Source organism: Bacillus sp. JZ109 (genome assembly GCF_053903135.1).
Genome location: NZ_CP096388.1, coordinates 455,856 through 471,665, shown reverse-complemented (window position 1 = coordinate 471,665; position 15,810 = coordinate 455,856). Strand labels below are relative to the sequence as shown.

The following is a 15,810-nucleotide window of genomic DNA, read 5'->3' as shown; positions in this document are numbered from 1 at the left end:
AGCCTGCTTGAATAAAGGAGCTATAATATGAAAGAAAAATTCATCTTTACTTCAATTATTTTCGGTTACGCTGCATTTTTTATGGTTTTCATTGCCATTGACCATTTTTCCGGAACAACGCTTCCTGCGGCAAGGCAGGGGGTCATGAACCTGGAGAAGTGGGATTTTCAAAAGGATGGGAATGTACAGCTGAACGGAGAATGGACATTGTATCCAAATCAGATTCTGTCACCAAAAGAGATCGCCTCAGCAAAAGGAAAAGATCCTCTCTTCGTTGATGTCCCCAGCAATGTGAAGCTAGCCAAGCAGGGTATCAATGTGGATTACGGAACGTATAAGCTGACCATCAGATCAAAGCAAGACAATCAGGTTTTTGGGATCAGCACGTCGTTTATTTACAGTGCCAATCGCATCTATTTTAATGGACAATTCATTGGCCAAAGCGGCAACCCTTCAAATAAACCTGATTTTGCGGCACAAAACCGCCCATATACGAGCTTTTTTACGCTTCACAAGGGTGACAATGAACTTGTCGTACAATTTTCGAACTTCGGAAAAACGCCGGGATGGGGAATCGCAAAGCCAATTACTTTTGGCACCCAGGAGCAAATAGTGCGGGAAAATAAAATTTCCTTTCTTAATGATACAATCATGATTACAGCTTTTTTCATTACCGGATTATATTTTCTGGGCTTTTTCCTGCAAAGAAAAAAAGATAAACATTTGTTGTTTTTTTCTGTTATGTGTCTTCTGTTTTCGTTCATTATTCTGATGATCGGAAAAGAGCGGATTATATTTCTCCTCTTTCCGTCAATTTCATTTTCACTGCTAAATTCATTGAGGGCAATCTCTACAGTGCTCGTCAGCATTGCGGTTTTTCTCTATCTCTTTTTTGCTTACAGAGAGATTGTTTCAAAGCGTTTTATTCGCATTGCCACTGTTTCTTCCGGGCTGGTCTTAGTCACAGATTTTTTAACCGTGGGTTTTATCGGCCATACCTCGTACATCTTACATTCTGTGCTAGCCGTCTCGACTCTGGTTTATATTACATATATTTTTACGATTGCTGCGATCCGCAAAATGGAAGGAAGTCTGTATCTTACTATTGCATCTATATCAATGAGTGCTTTTGTCATTTTAACCACCATTTCAGCTTATAGCGGCAAAACGGCTTTTTCCTTTAATTCGATTTATTCACTGCCAACAGTTATCGCTTTACTGGCGATCGTTCTGCTGATGGCGCAGCAATTTGCCGGAGCATTCCGTGAAAATGAAGTGCTGTCGTGGAAATTGCTCAGAATTGACCGGCTAAAGGATGAATTTATCGCCAAAACATCACATGAATTCAAAACACCGCTGAACAGCATCATTAATATATGCCAGACCCTGCTGGCCGGCAAAGGAAAAAGAACGATAGAAGAAGAGAAAGAAAATATGCAGCTCGTCATCCGCATGGGCTACAGGCTGTCCAATCTGGTAAATGACATTCTAGATTTAGAAAAAATAAAGCAGGGCATGCTTCAAATCCACCCGGTTCCTGTTGATATTTATACTTTAGTTTGTTCGGAAATGAATTTCTACAATCTTTTATCGAGACATAAAAACTTGAATATGATGAACCATATCCCTGACGATCTTCCTTTAGTGCTCGCAGATGAAAACCGCTTCCGCCAAATATTAACCAATTTAGTAGACAATGCAATCAAATATACAACAGAGGGCCAAATCATACTTTCTGCTTCAAGACTGAACGACAACATGATCAAAGTGACAGTAGCGGATACAGGAAGCGGCATTTCAGAAGCCGATCGCCAAACCATCTTTGAGTCTTTTCAGCAAGCCGAAAAGAATAAAGACGATGGTGCCGGTCTTGGCCTCAGCATTGTCAAACAGCTGGTTCAGCTCCATAACGGAGACATTTGGGTCGAATCGGAAGAAGGAAAAGGTTCGGCATTCCATTTCACCTTGCCGATCGCCCAAAATGAACCTGTATCTGAAACAAAAAAACGCCTTCCTGAATTACAATCCGAGAGAGATCTATCAGATATCTCATTTAGCACGCCTTATTACTCTGAGCATATTGACGCTCCAACCATCCTGATTGTCGATGATAACATTGACAGTTTAAAAATTTTGAGCGATATGCTTGAAGGTGTGCCCTACAATGTGATTGCTGTGAAGAACGGAAAGGAAGCATTAGAAATCATCTCTTGCACGAAGCTTGATTTGGTTATTTTGGACTTGATGATGCCGGATATGACTGGTTTCGAAGTCTGTATGAAAATTCGCGAACGATTCAGCATGGTTGATCTTCCGGTTCTGATCATTACAGCTGCCATTATCGGCCATGACAAATACAAGGCTTTTCATGCCGGAGCGAATGACATTTTGCAAAAACCTTATCATTACTCTGAATTTATGGCGCGTATTCAAAACCTGATCATGATGAAACATACAGCAAATCAAGCCACTAGAATGGAAATGGCATTTCTCCAATCGCAAATCAAGCCTCATTTTCTTTATAATGTATTAAACACGATTATTTCTCTCACTCATTTGGATATTGAAAAGGCCCGGGAGGTAACAGAGGAATTTACTAACTATTTAAGAATGAGTTTTGACTTTCAAAATACATCAGCCATCAGTTCCTTCAGACATGAGCTTTCGATTATCAATTCCTATCTTTCTATAGAAAAGACGCGATTCGGTAATCGGCTTGAGGTTCTTTTCGATATAGATGAAGACATTGACTTTATCCTTCCGCCTTTAATGATTCAGCCCTTGGTGGAAAATGCCGTTCTCCACGGTGTCAGCAAGAAAAGAGGCGGAGGATGGATCAAACTGACAGCTAAAAAACAAAGCAAAAATGAGTATTACATTAAAGTAGAGGATAACGGTGCCGGGATGACTCCTGAAAAACAAAAGGACCTCTTATCTGCGGATTTCGATCGCAGCGTCGGATTGAAAAATATCAATCAGCGGCTGAAACATTTTTGCGGAAGCGAGTTGATGATCAGCAGCATTCCGGATGCAGGCACCTCTGTCTCAATGCTCATTCATCTCGCTGAAACAACAGAAAGCCCTGCAGAACTGAAGGACACAGAACGAACCTAAACGAAAATTGAGATAAAAAAAGACGCCGTTTCTAACGGCATCTTTTTTATTCCGGCGACTTTGCTTGCTGCTTCAGCAGGTCTCTGATTTCTTTCAGCAGCTCCTCCTGCGCATCCACCGCTTCCTCCGCAGCCTCTTCTTCTGCTGCTTCTTTTTTGCGCCTTAACCCATTCAAAGTCCGAATGACGATAAAAATGGAGAACGATATAATTAAGAAGTTCACAATCGTCTGTATAAAACTTCCATATTTCACTACAGCATCGCCAAACGTAAACGACAGGCCTGAAAAGTCAAGCCCTCCCAGCAGCAAACCGACCAAAGGCATAATGATATCATTTACTAGAGATGTGACGATCTTTCCGAAAGCGCCGCCTATCACAACACCAATCGCAAGGTCTACGATATTCCCCCGCATGGCAAAGGCTTTAAATTCATTCCACATACAATCACCTGCTTTTCTATATTTGTAAAGAAAAAAAGACAAATGTGCCGCTGGCCATTTGCCTTTTTTCAATTATTCTCCGAGGGCAAAAGTCAGTTCTACTTCGCAAACGACTTCGCCATCAACTGTGGCAACGCCTTTTCCGCGCCCGATTGTGCCGCGGGCACGATTGATTTCAACCTCAAGGTGAAGCTGGTCACCAGGCTTGACTTGTTTTTTAAAGCGGCAGTTATCAATGCCTGCAAAAAAAGCCAGTCTGCCGCGGTTTTCTTCTTTAATCAACATCGCAACAGCTCCGACTTGAGCGAGTGCTTCTACGATTAATACGCCGGGCATAACTGGGTACTGAGGAAAATGTCCGTTAAAGAACTCTTCATTAGCGGTTACATTTTTATAGCCTTTTGCCCGTTTGCCCTCTTCAACTTCCGTAATCCGATCCACAAGCAAAAACGGATAACGGTGAGGAATAATTTCTTTAATTTGCTGAGTATCAAGCATTGTCTTGACATCTCCTTCATCTGCATTAGTATGTATAGCAATCATCAAAGATCCAATCTGTACATTTGAAAAGTATATTATGAATTAATCTCTTTTTCAACCGCGCTAAAATGTAACCAACTGTCAATGAGAGCCGTCAAAAGTTATGATATGATAATTATAGATTTTACCAATAGCAAAGAGGTAGGAAAATGATTTCGAAGTTTATTGAAAAAAGAATGCTAAACATGTTAGACGAGTGGTATTCCGCAATGAGCAAACGCAAAATGAATCACGTTTGCACACTGAAAGAGAAAATTGACCAGCACCTTCCGAAGATCAAAAAAAACACAAAACTTTGGATGCGTTATCAATTGTTTCAGGCCCGCCATCAGCTGCTTTTTGAAAACCAGAACGGACTCGATTCATTGTTCGATGACCTATATGGCCTGGAAGACAAAATGGATGATGAATTGAAATATTATCTGTATTTTTTCTCTGGGTTATACGAGATGGTAAAAACAGCTCCGAAACATGCAGTACATCATTTTAAAAAAGCTGAACAGTACCTGGCCGCCATTCAAAATACGTTTGAAGCCGCTGATTTATATTATCAAACCGCCGGCGCCTATTACTTGATGAAATCACCGCCGCTTTCCATCCAATACGTCAAAAAAGCATTACACATCTATTTGCACCAATTCGGCTATATCAAAAAGGTAATCACCTGTAAACTTTTGCTCGCCGTGAATTATATTGATCAAGAACGCTATGAAAAAGCTGAACAGCTTTTCAAAGAAATCATTAAGAAAACCCAGCAACTACATGACGAAAACCTGCTATGCCACGCTTATTATAACCTTGGCTTTTTAAAAGCGACCGAGAAAAAAGACCAGGAAGCGCTTCTTTACTTTAGAAAAGTATTAAAGAATCAAGAATTTGAAATGAATTCACCAGTCTCATATCTTCATTGTGTGTACGAGTCTGTCAGAGCGCTTTTTAAAACAGGGAACATCACAGAAGCTAAAGCCGTCCTTCATAAAGGAAAAGAATTATCTGAAAAGGTAGACATTCAAACCATTTATTTAAAATTAAAAACGCTTGAAGCCCTCTACACATCAGCCGAAGACCCTTATGAGCAGTTGCTCGAATATGTGCTTGAATTAGAAAAAATCGAGGCGTGGGTGGATTTAGAAGTGCTGTTAGAAGATATTACGGAATACTACAAAAAAAAGGACGATTTCGAAAAAGCCGCTTTTTTTATCATGCGCGGCTGATTGAAAAACGCCCATTTTCTTATTATCTGACTGAATTGATTAAACCGAGCATTTGATCTCCCATTGTGATCGTTCTGCTGTTCAGCTGATATGAACGCTGGGACGTGATCAAATCTGTCATTTGTTCTGAAATATCGACATTGGACATCTCAAGTGAGCCCTGCTGCATGCCGATGTTTTGTCTATTAGCGCCGTTCAGCTCTTCAAAAGCTGCCGCATTATCAATAGAGAAAAGGTTATTCCCTTCGGATTTCAGCTCTTGAGGGTTATTCACTTGGACAACGCCAAGATTAAACCGCTGAACCGCGTTTCCGTCAGATGCGGTTAAGGTGCCGTTCTTATTGATGGTGATATTCTTCATTGAGCTGTCGATGTTCACTGTATTGCCGTTCTCATCAAGTACGGGATACCCATTTCCAGTGACAAGCTGCAGCTGGTTGGCATTCGCAGCGGACGGCGTTACATACAGCGCCCCGTCCCTCGTATACTGGCGGTTTCCATTTACATTTACCTGAAGATACTGGTATGGAGACGTAAATGCGATATCCAGATCGCGATCGGTCTTCTGAATGCTTCCTTGATCAGAGACCAGACGTGAATTCATCATCGCTCCGACGCCAAGGCGCAAGCCGGGCGGCGTTTTTCGGGCTTTTGCCACTTCCTCGTTTTTTTCATCAACCTGATCGAATTGCTGTCTGACAAGCTCAGAAAAATTCGTATCTTTTGCCTTATAGCCGGTTGTGTTGCTGTTTGAAAGGTTGCTGCTGATTGTGTCAATCTGCTGCTGCAGCTGGTTTAAGGTTGTTGATGCCGTTAGCATTGACCTGAGCATAGTTGATGTCCCCCGTTTTTTCTTCCGTTATCTTAAATTTTTCCAATTTCATTTGCTGCTTTATCCATACTTTTATCGTAAGCCTGAATAACCTTCTGATTCGCCTCAAACGATCTGTACGCTTCAGTCATTTCTGTATAGGCGCTTGTCACATCCACGTTTGAAAGCTCTGAGACGCCTTGTTTTAATGAATAGGCTACCTGATTATTTCCGGCTGCGCTTGGCAGATCATTACCGTCCGCCGTGCTGTACAAATCATTTCCGTCCCGTTTGAGATTGCGGACATCTTCCGCCATTCTGACATCAATCTGGCCGGCTGTGCGTCCGTTCGTTGTCACAGTACCGTTTTCAGACACAGTGAAATTCTCATTATCAACAGTGATTGGCTGGCGATCCGTCGATAAAATAGGGCGTCCGTTGATCGTCAGCTGATTGTTTTCATTTAGTGAAAATGTGCTGCTTTTTGAATAACGGATTCCATCCGCTGTTTGAACCGGATAAAAAAGAGCAGCTTTTTCATTGGTTTCCGCATTCATCGGAACTTGATTTTCGATCAATGCAATGTCTGTAGGCTGGTCTGTGGACTTCAGGCTTCCCTGTGTAAAGAGAGGCTTGAGCTCCTGCATATATACTCCGGTATTCACGGAACCGATTTCCGTCCTTGATGTCCCGGCCGGAGATTTTGATTCTATTCTGCTGAGCAGCATCTCAGGGAACGCGCGCATAGAGCCTTGATCAGCTTTATATCCTGATGTATTTGCGTTAGCAATATTATTTGAAAGCATTTCCGTTCTTCGCTGCTGGGCAATCATTGCGGATGTTGCTGTATATAATCCTTTTAACAAATTTCCCACCTCTAAAAATGGCATTTTTTCCAGTTGTCATATAGGAACGTTCGTTCTATAATAAAAACTCAGTATTTTATCCTATTATCGTCATTTAACATCTTTTCGTGAAGGCTTTTTCATAAAAAAACCTCATTCTTTTTCAGAATGAGGTTTGTGAAATCAGCTTAGTTTGCGTTTAGGAAGCTTGTCCATATTATCAAGCATGACACCTGTGCCGATGGCTACGCAATCCATAGGATTTTCAGCAACGAGGACCGGTACCTTCAGCTCTTCAGCAAGCAGCTGGTCAAGGCCGTTTAAGAGCGCGCCTCCGCCGGTAATAATAACGCCGCGGTCAATAATATCAGCAGAAAGTTCAGGCGGTGTTCTTTCGAGCACTTGTTTCGCAGCCTGAACAATAACAGCGACAGATTCACGAAGGGCTTCTTCAACTTCTTTACTGTTTACTGTAATTGTTCTTGGAAGTCCGGAAACCATGTCCCGTCCGCGAATGGAAATTTCCTCGTGACGTGCGTCTGGGAAAACAGTTGCGACTTTAATCTTAATATCCTCCGCAGTACGTTCGCCGATCAGCAGCTTGTACTCGCGTTTGATATAATTTAAGATTTCCATGTCAAACTTGTCCCCAGCCATTTTAATAGAAGAGGAGGTGACAATATCGCCCATTGAAATAACCGCGATATCCGTCGTCCCGCCTCCGATGTCTACAACCATGTTACCGCTTGGCTGGAATATTTCCATACCCGCGCCGATAGCGGCAACTTTAGGTTCTTCTTCAAGGTACACATGTTTCCCGCCGCTTTTTTCTGCAGCTTCTTTAATTGCTTTTTGCTCAACGGATGTAATATTCGTCGGGCAGCAAATGAGCATGCGCGGCTTTGAGAACAGGCCTTTTACATTCAGCTTGTTAATAAAATGTTTCAGCATTGCTTCTGTTACTTCAAAGTCAGCAATAACTCCGTCTTTCAGCGGGCGAATCGCAACAATATTCCCAGGTGTACGTCCAACCATTCGTCTTGCCTCTTCGCCAACCGCCAGCACTTTGCCGCTGTTTTTATCAAGTGCAACAACGGAAGGTTCATTCAGAACAATTCCTTTACCTTTAACATGGATCAGTACATTTGCAGTACCGAGGTCAATACCAATATCCCTTGCAAACATCTATTTATATCCTCCTTGAAAATCTGTTTCACAGTAAATATCCACATTGTGCCCTAATTATATATATTATCATAAAATATAGAAAAAAAGTTGGAAGCACAATAAGTTCTTTACAAATTTTTGCGGATGTTTTATGAACGATTTCAAGAAGGCAATGCCAGGTGATTACGATTGCTGAACAGGCTCTCCTTCGAGAATTTCATCTTTTTTATATTTGAGCTTTGTCGCTTCTCCTCCTCTTAAATGCCTGATGGATTTATGATAATCGAGTATTTCTTTCACTTCGTTTGCCAAGTCGGGGTTAATTTCAGGCAGACGCTCTGTTAAATCCTTGTGTACTGTACTTTTGGAAACACCAAATTCCTTCGCAATGACACGAACGGTTTTCTTTGTCTCCACGATGTACTTCCCTATCTTGATTGTTCGCTCTTTGATGTAATCGTGCACACCACTCGACCTCCCTAAAATGGATGTGAGAAGTGTGAAATGAGATCCGTATTCTGTAAAGAGTCGTTCATTATGCCGCTTCTTCGTTGTATGGTTTTAAAAGTAAGTTTGTGAAATATGCCCACGATCCCTCACCTCAAACACTCTCTTTGTTAGGTTTGTAACAGTGTATTAGCATTCTTTTGGGAATATGCTAAAAACTCAATAAGGACAAGGGGTGAAACGAACTTTTTCAGATTCAGCAAACTATTTCGCGTCACTAAATTTTCATCTTTACAACTATTGATCGCTCCTGTAAAATGAAATAAGCAATTAGTTACTTAGGTAAGTTTTTTAGAAGGAGACCGACATGTCCTACGTCAACAGACACCTCATTCATCAAATCAACCAAAGCGCCCGCCTGATTGCCAAGAAAGCCAATGAACAGCTAGAGCCATTCGGCCTTTATTCATCTCAATGGTCAGTTTTATATTGTTTGCGTACGATCGGACCAATGACTCAAAAAGAGATTTGGTCCTATTTAAATGTGGAAGCGCCGACTGTGACTCGGACGATCAAACGCCTGGAGGAGAACGGCTGGGTTCAGAGACGGCAAGGTGAAGACAAACGGGAAAAACTTGTTGTCCTCACAAAAGAAGCCGAGAAAAAATACGAAGAAATCAATGTGAAAATGCTGAAATTCGAGGAAGAGCTGCTTGCAGATTTCCGGGATGAAGATAAAGAAGCTTTTTCTCATTTATTCCGCATGTTTTTACAACAATGAAAATAAGGAAGTGACATACATTTGAAAAAAGCGGATGCGATATGGACCAAGGATTTTATTATGGTCCTGCTTGTCAATTTATTTGTGTTTGTGTTCTTTTATACATTTTTAACTGTATTGCCGATCTATACACTGCAAGAGCTTGGCGGCACAGAATCACAAGGCGGGCTTTTAATCAGCCTGTTCCTTCTGTCTGCGATCATTACACGGCCTTTCTCCGGAGCCATCGTTGAGCGTTTCGGGAAGAAAAGAATGGCGATTGTATCAATGGCGCTCTTCGCCCTATCATCTTTTCTGTATATGCCGATTCATAACTTTTCCCTGCTGCTCGGATTGCGGTTCTTCCAAGGAATTTGGTTCAGCATTTTAACGACTGTTACAGGTGCAATTGCCGCTGATATTATTCCAGCCAAACGGCGCGGTGAAGGGCTTGGATACTTTGCCATGTCTATGAACCTCGCTATGGCGATCGGGCCTTTCCTTGGTCTGAATTTGATGAGAGTGGTAAGCTTTCCTGTATTCTTTACAGCCTTTGCGCTGTTTATGGTTGCGGGCTTACTTGTTTCGTTCTTGATAAAAGTGCCGCAAAGTAAGGACAGCGGCACGACTGTATTCCGTTTTGCGTTCTCGGATATGTTTGAAAAGGGCGCACTCAAAATTGCGACGGTCGGTTTGTTTATTTCTTTCTGTTATTCAACAGTCACATCATATCTGTCTGTATTCGCCAAATCAGTTGACCTTTCGGATATCAGCGGATATTTCTTTGTTTGCTTTGCGGTGACAATGATGATTGCACGCCCGTTCACAGGGAAATTGTTCGACAAAGTCGGACCGGGCATTGTCATTTATCCATCAATCCTGATTTTCTCTGTTGGACTCTGCATGCTGTCCTTCACACATAGCGGCTTAATGCTTCTGCTTTCAGGGGCGGTTATCGGTCTTGGCTACGGATCAATCGTTCCTTGCATGCAAACATTGGCGATTCAGAAATCTCCGGCTCACCGCTCCGGTTTTGCAACGGCAACGTTCTTTACCTTCTTTGACAGCGGAATTGCTGTAGGATCGTATGTATTCGGATTGTTTGTAGCATCTGCCGGCTTCTCTGCCATTTATTTAACAGCGGGGCTGTTCGTTTTAATTGCTCTGCTTCTCTATACGTGGAGCCAGAAAAAACCTGCAGAGGCTGAAGGAAAAGTGTCTATTGCAGAATAAATTTCAGGCTGCCGGGAAATCCCGGCAGTCTTTTTTGCATATAAAAAACGGCGTCCCTCTCGGTTGAACGAGAGAACGCCGCTTATAGCAATTATTCAATGACAGGCCGCGCAGGTGAATCAGGATCTGACGAAAAATCATAGGACGCTTCATCACGAAACATCGGATCGGCATAAATGGATTGCTGATCGTTTTTTGTTGCTTTTCGATACGAAGAGAATGAATCATATTCTTTCTTTTTCCACATCCATATGCCGTCTTGATCCGCTTCCTTGTGGTACACGTTATGATTGACCGTATTTCCTTCATTTTCTGTAAAATCGTTTCCGATAAATAATCTGGAATCACCGGCGGTCAATATATTCTTTTCAATTGTGTTGTTTTTCGTATCGTACTGCAGCAGCAGCTGTCCGCCATACAGTCCCTTTGTGTCATTCCGGTACATAATATTGCGGGCAATCAGAGAATTGCTGGTGCCGCCCCGCTTTTTGTCATATCCTCCGATTGAAATACCGGTGTACGCATTGTTGTACACTTTGTTGTCAGTGATCTGAATGGCATTTGCATACTTTCCTTTGTGTTCAGACGTTGCTTCAATCCCAATATCGTTATCGTAAACTGTGTTGTTCTTAATTTCGATATCGTGTCCTCCATCGACATAAATCCCGCCCGCTGAGTATTCATCTCCATAAGCAGGATTGCCGTAAGTCGAGTTTTGATAAACTGTATTGTTTTCTACGACTCCGTTTCGCACGTAATCGTTTTTATCCGCGGTTCCCTCATAACCAATTAGATCAATCCCGATGTTATTATTGTTGCGGACCACATTGCCTGCAACTGTGAAGCCGTCGATATTACCGTTCAGCACAACTGCTTCACTCGCTCCAAGCGTCAGTTTCTCAACTGTATTGTCCTCGATTCGGATGTCTTTCATGCTGCCAGTCCCATAAACTGCGATTCCGTGAGCATTTCCTTCATCCGCTGTTGTCTTAATCCCCCGGATGTGATTATCCTTAATGGCGATATGACTGCTGGACCCTGATACATAAATCCCTATAGCAGTTGCTTCCTCAGATGAAACAGAAAGATCTTGAATTGTTAAACCGCTGATGGCAATGTCATGTTTATCGTGAATACGAATAAGCGGTGTTTCATATTCAGCGTCCGTAACGGATTCACCGCTAATCACGACGTTTTCATTTTCATAGTTTCGGAATGTGATAGGCTTTCCGTCCGTACCGCTGTGCTTTACATCAAGGGTCTCATGATACGTGCCCTCCCGAATCATGACAGTTGTGCCGGCAGCAGCCTTCTCAGATGCGTGTGCCAATGTACGAAACGGCTTTTCTTTTGTTCCTTCATTTTGATCACTGCCATTTGGCGAAACATACAGATAATCCCCAGATCCTTCCTCATTCGCTTTTGTCTTATCATAAACGAAAGCGAGGATGACAGACGTTAAAACACCCGCCAAAAGAATAAAATACCATTTTCTCATTTTCGATTCCCATTTCGTTTTAGAATAGATTTCTAAAACCATTATAAATGTTCTATTTATGGAAAACCATTCAAAAATATGAAAATATACCGTCTAAATAGATCTTATTCAGCCTGGCTGACCTGCGCATGTTCAACCGTTTCAATTGCCAATGATGCAGGCGGGTGAACACGCATCAGAACAATGTAGAAAAGAAAGGAGATTAGTACACCTACAAACCAAGATATATCGTATAAGCTCTTCAATGCAGGAACATACATGCCAATCAGCGAAATCAGCGCCCCTAACATTGTGGCTGCAAACGCACGGTAATTGTAGCCCTTCCAATACACATACCGTCCTGTTTCGGAATACAGGTCATCTACCGAGAGCTCACGTTTGCGAATGATAAAATAGTCGGCCATCATCACGCCTGCCACCGGTCCAAGCATGCCGCCTATTAAGCCAAGAAACGCATACACGCTTGTCGCGCTCTCCATCAGCTTCCATGGAACCGTAAATAAAGCGAGCAACGCTGTGATAAAGCTGCCACGTTTGAAATTGATATATTTCGGCAGGGCATTCGCTATATCATAAGCGGGCGATACGATGTTCGCCGCGACATTTACAGAGATCGTGGCGATGCAGAGCGTGATCACGGACAAGACGATGACATAAGGGTTATCAAACCGCGCCAAAATATCGACAACATCCCAAATCGGCTCTCCGAACGCGACCTGCGAGCCGGATGTCACCGTAATACTGGCGAATGCGAACAGCGCAAACGTTCCCGGCAAGCCGTAAAATTGTCCTTTGATTTGCTCTTTTTGTGTTTCAGCAAACCGTGTAAAATCAGGTATATTTAAGATCAATGTCGCCCAGATGCCGATGATGCCAGTAACTCCGGCAGCAAACGGCCAGAATGTTTCTGAAAACGTATGAAACTTTCCTGGTTGAGAGTATATCGGGCCCAATCCTCCGGCAATATCAACGGCCCACCATACCATGCCGCCAAATACCAGATACACTAAAGGCCCTGCCCACACCTCAAAACGTTTAATCGACTCCATGCCGTGATGCAATACGAGTAAATGAATAGCCCAAAAGAATACAAAGGAAAGCAAACCGGACAAGTGAATGCCGAGAATGTTCCACTCGCCGCCAATTTCTCCCCAGCCTGGCCACATATTCAAAAGCAAAATGTTCAGTGCCGTGCTACCCGCAAAGGTCTGGATGCCAAGCCACATGATAGCTGTAAATGCCCTTAGAAGCGCGGGGATATTCGCGCCGTATATCCCGTAAGAAGCCCGAATGATCACTGGAAACGGCAGCCCGTATTTTGTCCCCGCATGGCCGTTTAAGGCAAGAGCGCCAAATAGGATAAGTGATGCCGTAATAATGATCGCCAGCACCTGCCAAGGCGAAAGGCCGATCGCAATTAATCCTCCCACCGTCGCGTAGGTCGGTATGTTATGTATACATCCCATCCAAATGGAGGCAAAGTTCATTGCTTTCCACGTCCGTTTTTCCTGTCCCAAAGGCACCAGATCTTCATTGCTCAGCCTGTTGGATTGCTGCTGACTCTCTTTTAATTTCATAGCCGGCTCCCCTTTCCATATTGTCTATATGTCATCACGTTATGTTTTTTGACATTAGATGTCACTTAATATAACTGAAGAGTCAGACAATAACACTGGCTATGATATACAATTTTCCCGTTTGTATTTGAACAGCTTAAACAAGAAAAAGAGACAGACCTCAGAGCCCATCTCTTTCTTAAGATGCAGTTTTCATTAATGCAGCAAATCTCACAGCCATTAACAGGCTTGCTCCGCCCGCTATGATCATAATGATTCCCATCATATCAAAATGGGCTGCCGTGATTTCTTTACCAAAAAGAATGCCAAGGATCACCGAAGACAAAATCGATCCTAGGTAACGGCAGGTTTGAAACAGGCCTGAAGTCGTTCCTACCATGTTGGAAGGACTCGTTTCCAGCATCGCTGCCTGAAGCGCGACATTGCCCAGTCCGTAGCCTATACCCAAGAGCGACAGAATGAGCCCTTTACCGATGATCTGGACATTGATAAAAAAGATGGTTAAGAGCACGGCTCCAGCCGTCATCAAAAGCGCTCCGGCAAAGATCGGCTTGACGACACCAGATCGGTCGATCCATTTGCCAGTTAGAGGTGACACAACGATGCTCATTCCAGACATAAACAGCATAATCAGGCCGCTCGTTTGAACAGAAAGATGCATTTCATCCTGAAAGTAACTTGGCAAACCAAAAAATAAACAATAGAAGAAAACATTCAATAAAATAAACTGAACATACACGGCTGACAGGTTTCGCTGTGTTTTAAACAGACGGACATCAATAAACGGCTTATCCGTTTTCAGCTCGCGCCAGACAAACGCACAGAGCAGAAGCAAGCCAAGCACACCTTCAACCGCATGCGGCGACGTGCTGAACGACAGCAAAAAGGATAGAAGGAAAATGATTCCCCCGGCAAATAAAACAATTCCAAGAATATCGAGCTGCCGAATAATGGTTTTGATTCCTGCCCCTTTTTTCTGATCTTTCGGGAACATATACAGGCCCAATAAGAAGCTGAGGATAATAAACGGCAAATTAACGATAAAGATCGCCGGCCAGCCTCCCCATACAATCAAAAACCCGCCGACTGTCGGCCCCAGCGCCGTCATGGCGGACGCAAAAATAGAGAGTACAGCCAAGGCTGAAGCTTGGCGCTCATGAATATGATTCCGAATCAAGCCGACACCTGACGGATAAATCGCACTGCTCCCCACCGATTGAAACAGCCGCATGACCAATAATGTCATAAACGTCGGCGCAAACGGCGCCCCGATGGCAGAAACCGCAACAAGAATAAGCCCGAATAAAAACAAGCGTTTCCGCCCAATCAAATCACCGAGCTTTCCCGTTACGGGCTGCGCTACGGCACTCGCCAAGTAAAACGAGGAAATCAGCCAGGAAACCGTTGTAAACGAGAGGTGAAACTCATGCTGGATGCTATGGAGCGCAAGAGAGATCATAGACGAGTTCAGCGGATTCAGCATTGTTCCCGAAGCCACAGCTGTTAAAAAAACAGCCCGGCTTTTTTTCGATAACATCATTTCACTTGTTCCAGAAACTCTTCCGTTGTCCGCGATTTACCGATTCTCGGGAAAATAAAGCGCAGTGTGGCTTCATGCTCTTCATCGCTAAATGTGGACATGGCATCTGTAATAAAAATCTGCTGATAGCCAAGCTGAAATGCCTCCCGTGCTGTGCTTTCCACCCCGATATTCGTTGCGATGCCGCACAATACAATCGTATCAATGCCGCGACGTCTCAGCTGCAAGTCTAAATCTGTGCCAAAAAAAGCACCCCATTGCCGTTTTGTCACAGTATAATCGCCATCCTGCACGCCGATTTCGGGAACAAATTCGGCCCAGTCCGCCGGCATTTCCCCTGAACCTCTCTGCGCAGGCTCATCCGTTTGCGGCTTCAGGGCGTCCGCTCCATCATGAAAGGCTACATTTACAAAGCTGATGAACCCGTTATGTTTCCGAAATTCATCTACGAGCTTTTTCGCGTTCGGGACAACCTGGCCGCTTTGATCAATCGGCACAATCCCCTTTTGTAAATCAATGATAACCAATGCTGTTTTTTGAAAATCAATGTTGAGTGTATTCATCATACGTTCCCTCCTGATACTGTTAGTGTTTCTCACATTGCATATTTTACTCTTCACAC

The 15,810-nt window shown here is 43.2% G+C and carries 15 protein-coding genes and 1 pseudogene; 5 read left to right on the top strand and 11 right to left on the bottom strand.

Features of this window, described 5'->3' with window-relative positions; genetic code table 11:
- Positions 1-27 precede the first annotated feature (27 nt).
- Together M1D94_RS02500 and M1D94_RS02495 are read left to right on the top strand one after the other, a co-directional pair.
- Positions 28-1,965: pseudogene (locus M1D94_RS02500) on the top strand (sensor histidine kinase); the annotation flags it as partial.
- Positions 1,966-2,142: 177 nt separating this feature from the next.
- The gene (locus tag M1D94_RS02495; protein WP_250634848.1) at positions 2,143-3,114 is read left to right on the top strand and encodes a histidine kinase; all 972 of its coding nucleotides are present in this window, start codon (positions 2,143-2,145) and stop codon (positions 3,112-3,114) included.
- 46 nt (positions 3,115-3,160) lie between these two features.
- Here the strand turns inward: M1D94_RS02495 and mscL are convergent, their stop codons facing one another.
- Both mscL and fabZ read right to left on the bottom strand, forming a co-directional pair.
- Complete coding sequence (mscL, locus tag M1D94_RS02490) at positions 3,161-3,556, bottom strand: large conductance mechanosensitive channel protein MscL (protein ID WP_021445844.1); 396 nt, start codon at positions 3,554-3,556, stop codon at positions 3,161-3,163.
- A gap of 72 nt (positions 3,557-3,628) precedes the next feature.
- A complete protein-coding gene (fabZ, locus tag M1D94_RS02485) occupies positions 3,629-4,054 on the bottom strand; it encodes a 3-hydroxyacyl-ACP dehydratase FabZ (RefSeq protein WP_424934899.1) in 426 nt (141 codons plus the stop codon).
- 191 nt (positions 4,055-4,245) lie between these two features.
- Between fabZ and rapD the strand changes: the two genes are divergently transcribed.
- On the top strand, positions 4,246-5,310 hold the full coding sequence (gene rapD / locus M1D94_RS02480) for an aspartate phosphatase RapD (protein ID WP_021480787.1): 1,065 nt from the start codon (positions 4,246-4,248) through the stop codon (positions 5,308-5,310).
- A 22-nt stretch (positions 5,311-5,332) separates the two neighbouring features.
- On the opposite strand, the gene flhP is transcribed toward rapD, so the two are convergent.
- The 5 genes from flhP to M1D94_RS02455 all read right to left on the bottom strand — a co-directional run bounded on the left by flhP (position 5,333) and on the right by M1D94_RS02455 (position 8,723).
- Complete coding sequence (gene flhP / locus M1D94_RS02475; protein WP_014478212.1) at positions 5,333-6,142, bottom strand: flagellar hook-basal body complex protein FlhP; 810 nt, start codon at positions 6,140-6,142, stop codon at positions 5,333-5,335.
- A 32-nt stretch (positions 6,143-6,174) separates the two neighbouring features.
- Positions 6,175-6,987 carry a flagellar hook-basal body complex protein FlhO gene (gene flhO, locus M1D94_RS02470; protein WP_032727034.1) on the bottom strand — a complete coding sequence of 271 codons (813 nt, stop codon included), beginning with the start codon at positions 6,985-6,987 and terminating at the stop codon, positions 6,175-6,177.
- Positions 6,988-7,149: 162 nt separating this feature from the next.
- Positions 7,150-8,151 carry a cell shape-determining protein Mbl gene (mbl, locus tag M1D94_RS02465; protein WP_003227776.1) on the bottom strand — a complete coding sequence of 334 codons (1,002 nt, stop codon included), beginning with the start codon at positions 8,149-8,151 and terminating at the stop codon, positions 7,150-7,152.
- Between the two features lie 165 nt (positions 8,152-8,316).
- The gene (spoIIID, locus tag M1D94_RS02460) at positions 8,317-8,598 is read right to left on the bottom strand and encodes a sporulation transcriptional regulator SpoIIID (protein WP_003221804.1); all 282 of its coding nucleotides are present in this window, start codon (positions 8,596-8,598) and stop codon (positions 8,317-8,319) included.
- Between the two features lie 14 nt (positions 8,599-8,612).
- On the bottom strand, positions 8,613-8,723 hold the full coding sequence (locus M1D94_RS02455) for a protein usd (RefSeq protein ID WP_010886628.1): 111 nt from the start codon (positions 8,721-8,723) through the stop codon (positions 8,613-8,615).
- A 224-nt stretch (positions 8,724-8,947) separates the two neighbouring features.
- Between M1D94_RS02455 and M1D94_RS02450 the strand changes: the two genes are divergently transcribed.
- Positions 8,948-9,361, top strand: a complete 414-nt coding sequence (locus M1D94_RS02450; protein ID WP_003227771.1) for a MarR family winged helix-turn-helix transcriptional regulator — start codon at positions 8,948-8,950, stop codon at positions 9,359-9,361.
- Between the two features lie 21 nt (positions 9,362-9,382).
- On the top strand, positions 9,383-10,573 hold the full coding sequence (locus M1D94_RS02445; protein ID WP_003227769.1) for an MFS transporter: 1,191 nt from the start codon (positions 9,383-9,385) through the stop codon (positions 10,571-10,573).
- Positions 10,574-10,664: 91 nt separating this feature from the next.
- Here M1D94_RS02445 and M1D94_RS02440 read toward each other — a convergent pair whose 3' ends face one another.
- From M1D94_RS02440 to M1D94_RS02425, 4 genes are all read right to left on the bottom strand, one after another.
- Positions 10,665-12,071: a right-handed parallel beta-helix repeat-containing protein gene (locus tag M1D94_RS02440; RefSeq protein WP_424934898.1), complete on the bottom strand. Its 1,407-nt coding sequence runs from the start codon at positions 12,069-12,071 to the stop codon at positions 10,665-10,667.
- A gap of 104 nt (positions 12,072-12,175) precedes the next feature.
- Entirely contained in the window at positions 12,176-13,648 is a 1,473-nt protein-coding gene (gene pucI / locus M1D94_RS02435) for an allantoin permease (RefSeq protein WP_014481153.1), read from the bottom strand.
- A gap of 178 nt (positions 13,649-13,826) precedes the next feature.
- Complete coding sequence (locus M1D94_RS02430) at positions 13,827-15,185, bottom strand: MFS transporter (RefSeq protein WP_424934947.1); 1,359 nt, start codon at positions 15,183-15,185, stop codon at positions 13,827-13,829.
- Positions 15,185-15,754, bottom strand: coding sequence for a hydrolase (locus M1D94_RS02425; protein WP_038829842.1), 570 nt, complete (start codon positions 15,752-15,754; stop codon positions 15,185-15,187). The genes M1D94_RS02430 and M1D94_RS02425 overlap by 1 nt, the downstream gene beginning before the upstream one ends.
- Positions 15,755-15,810 lie beyond the last annotated feature (56 nt).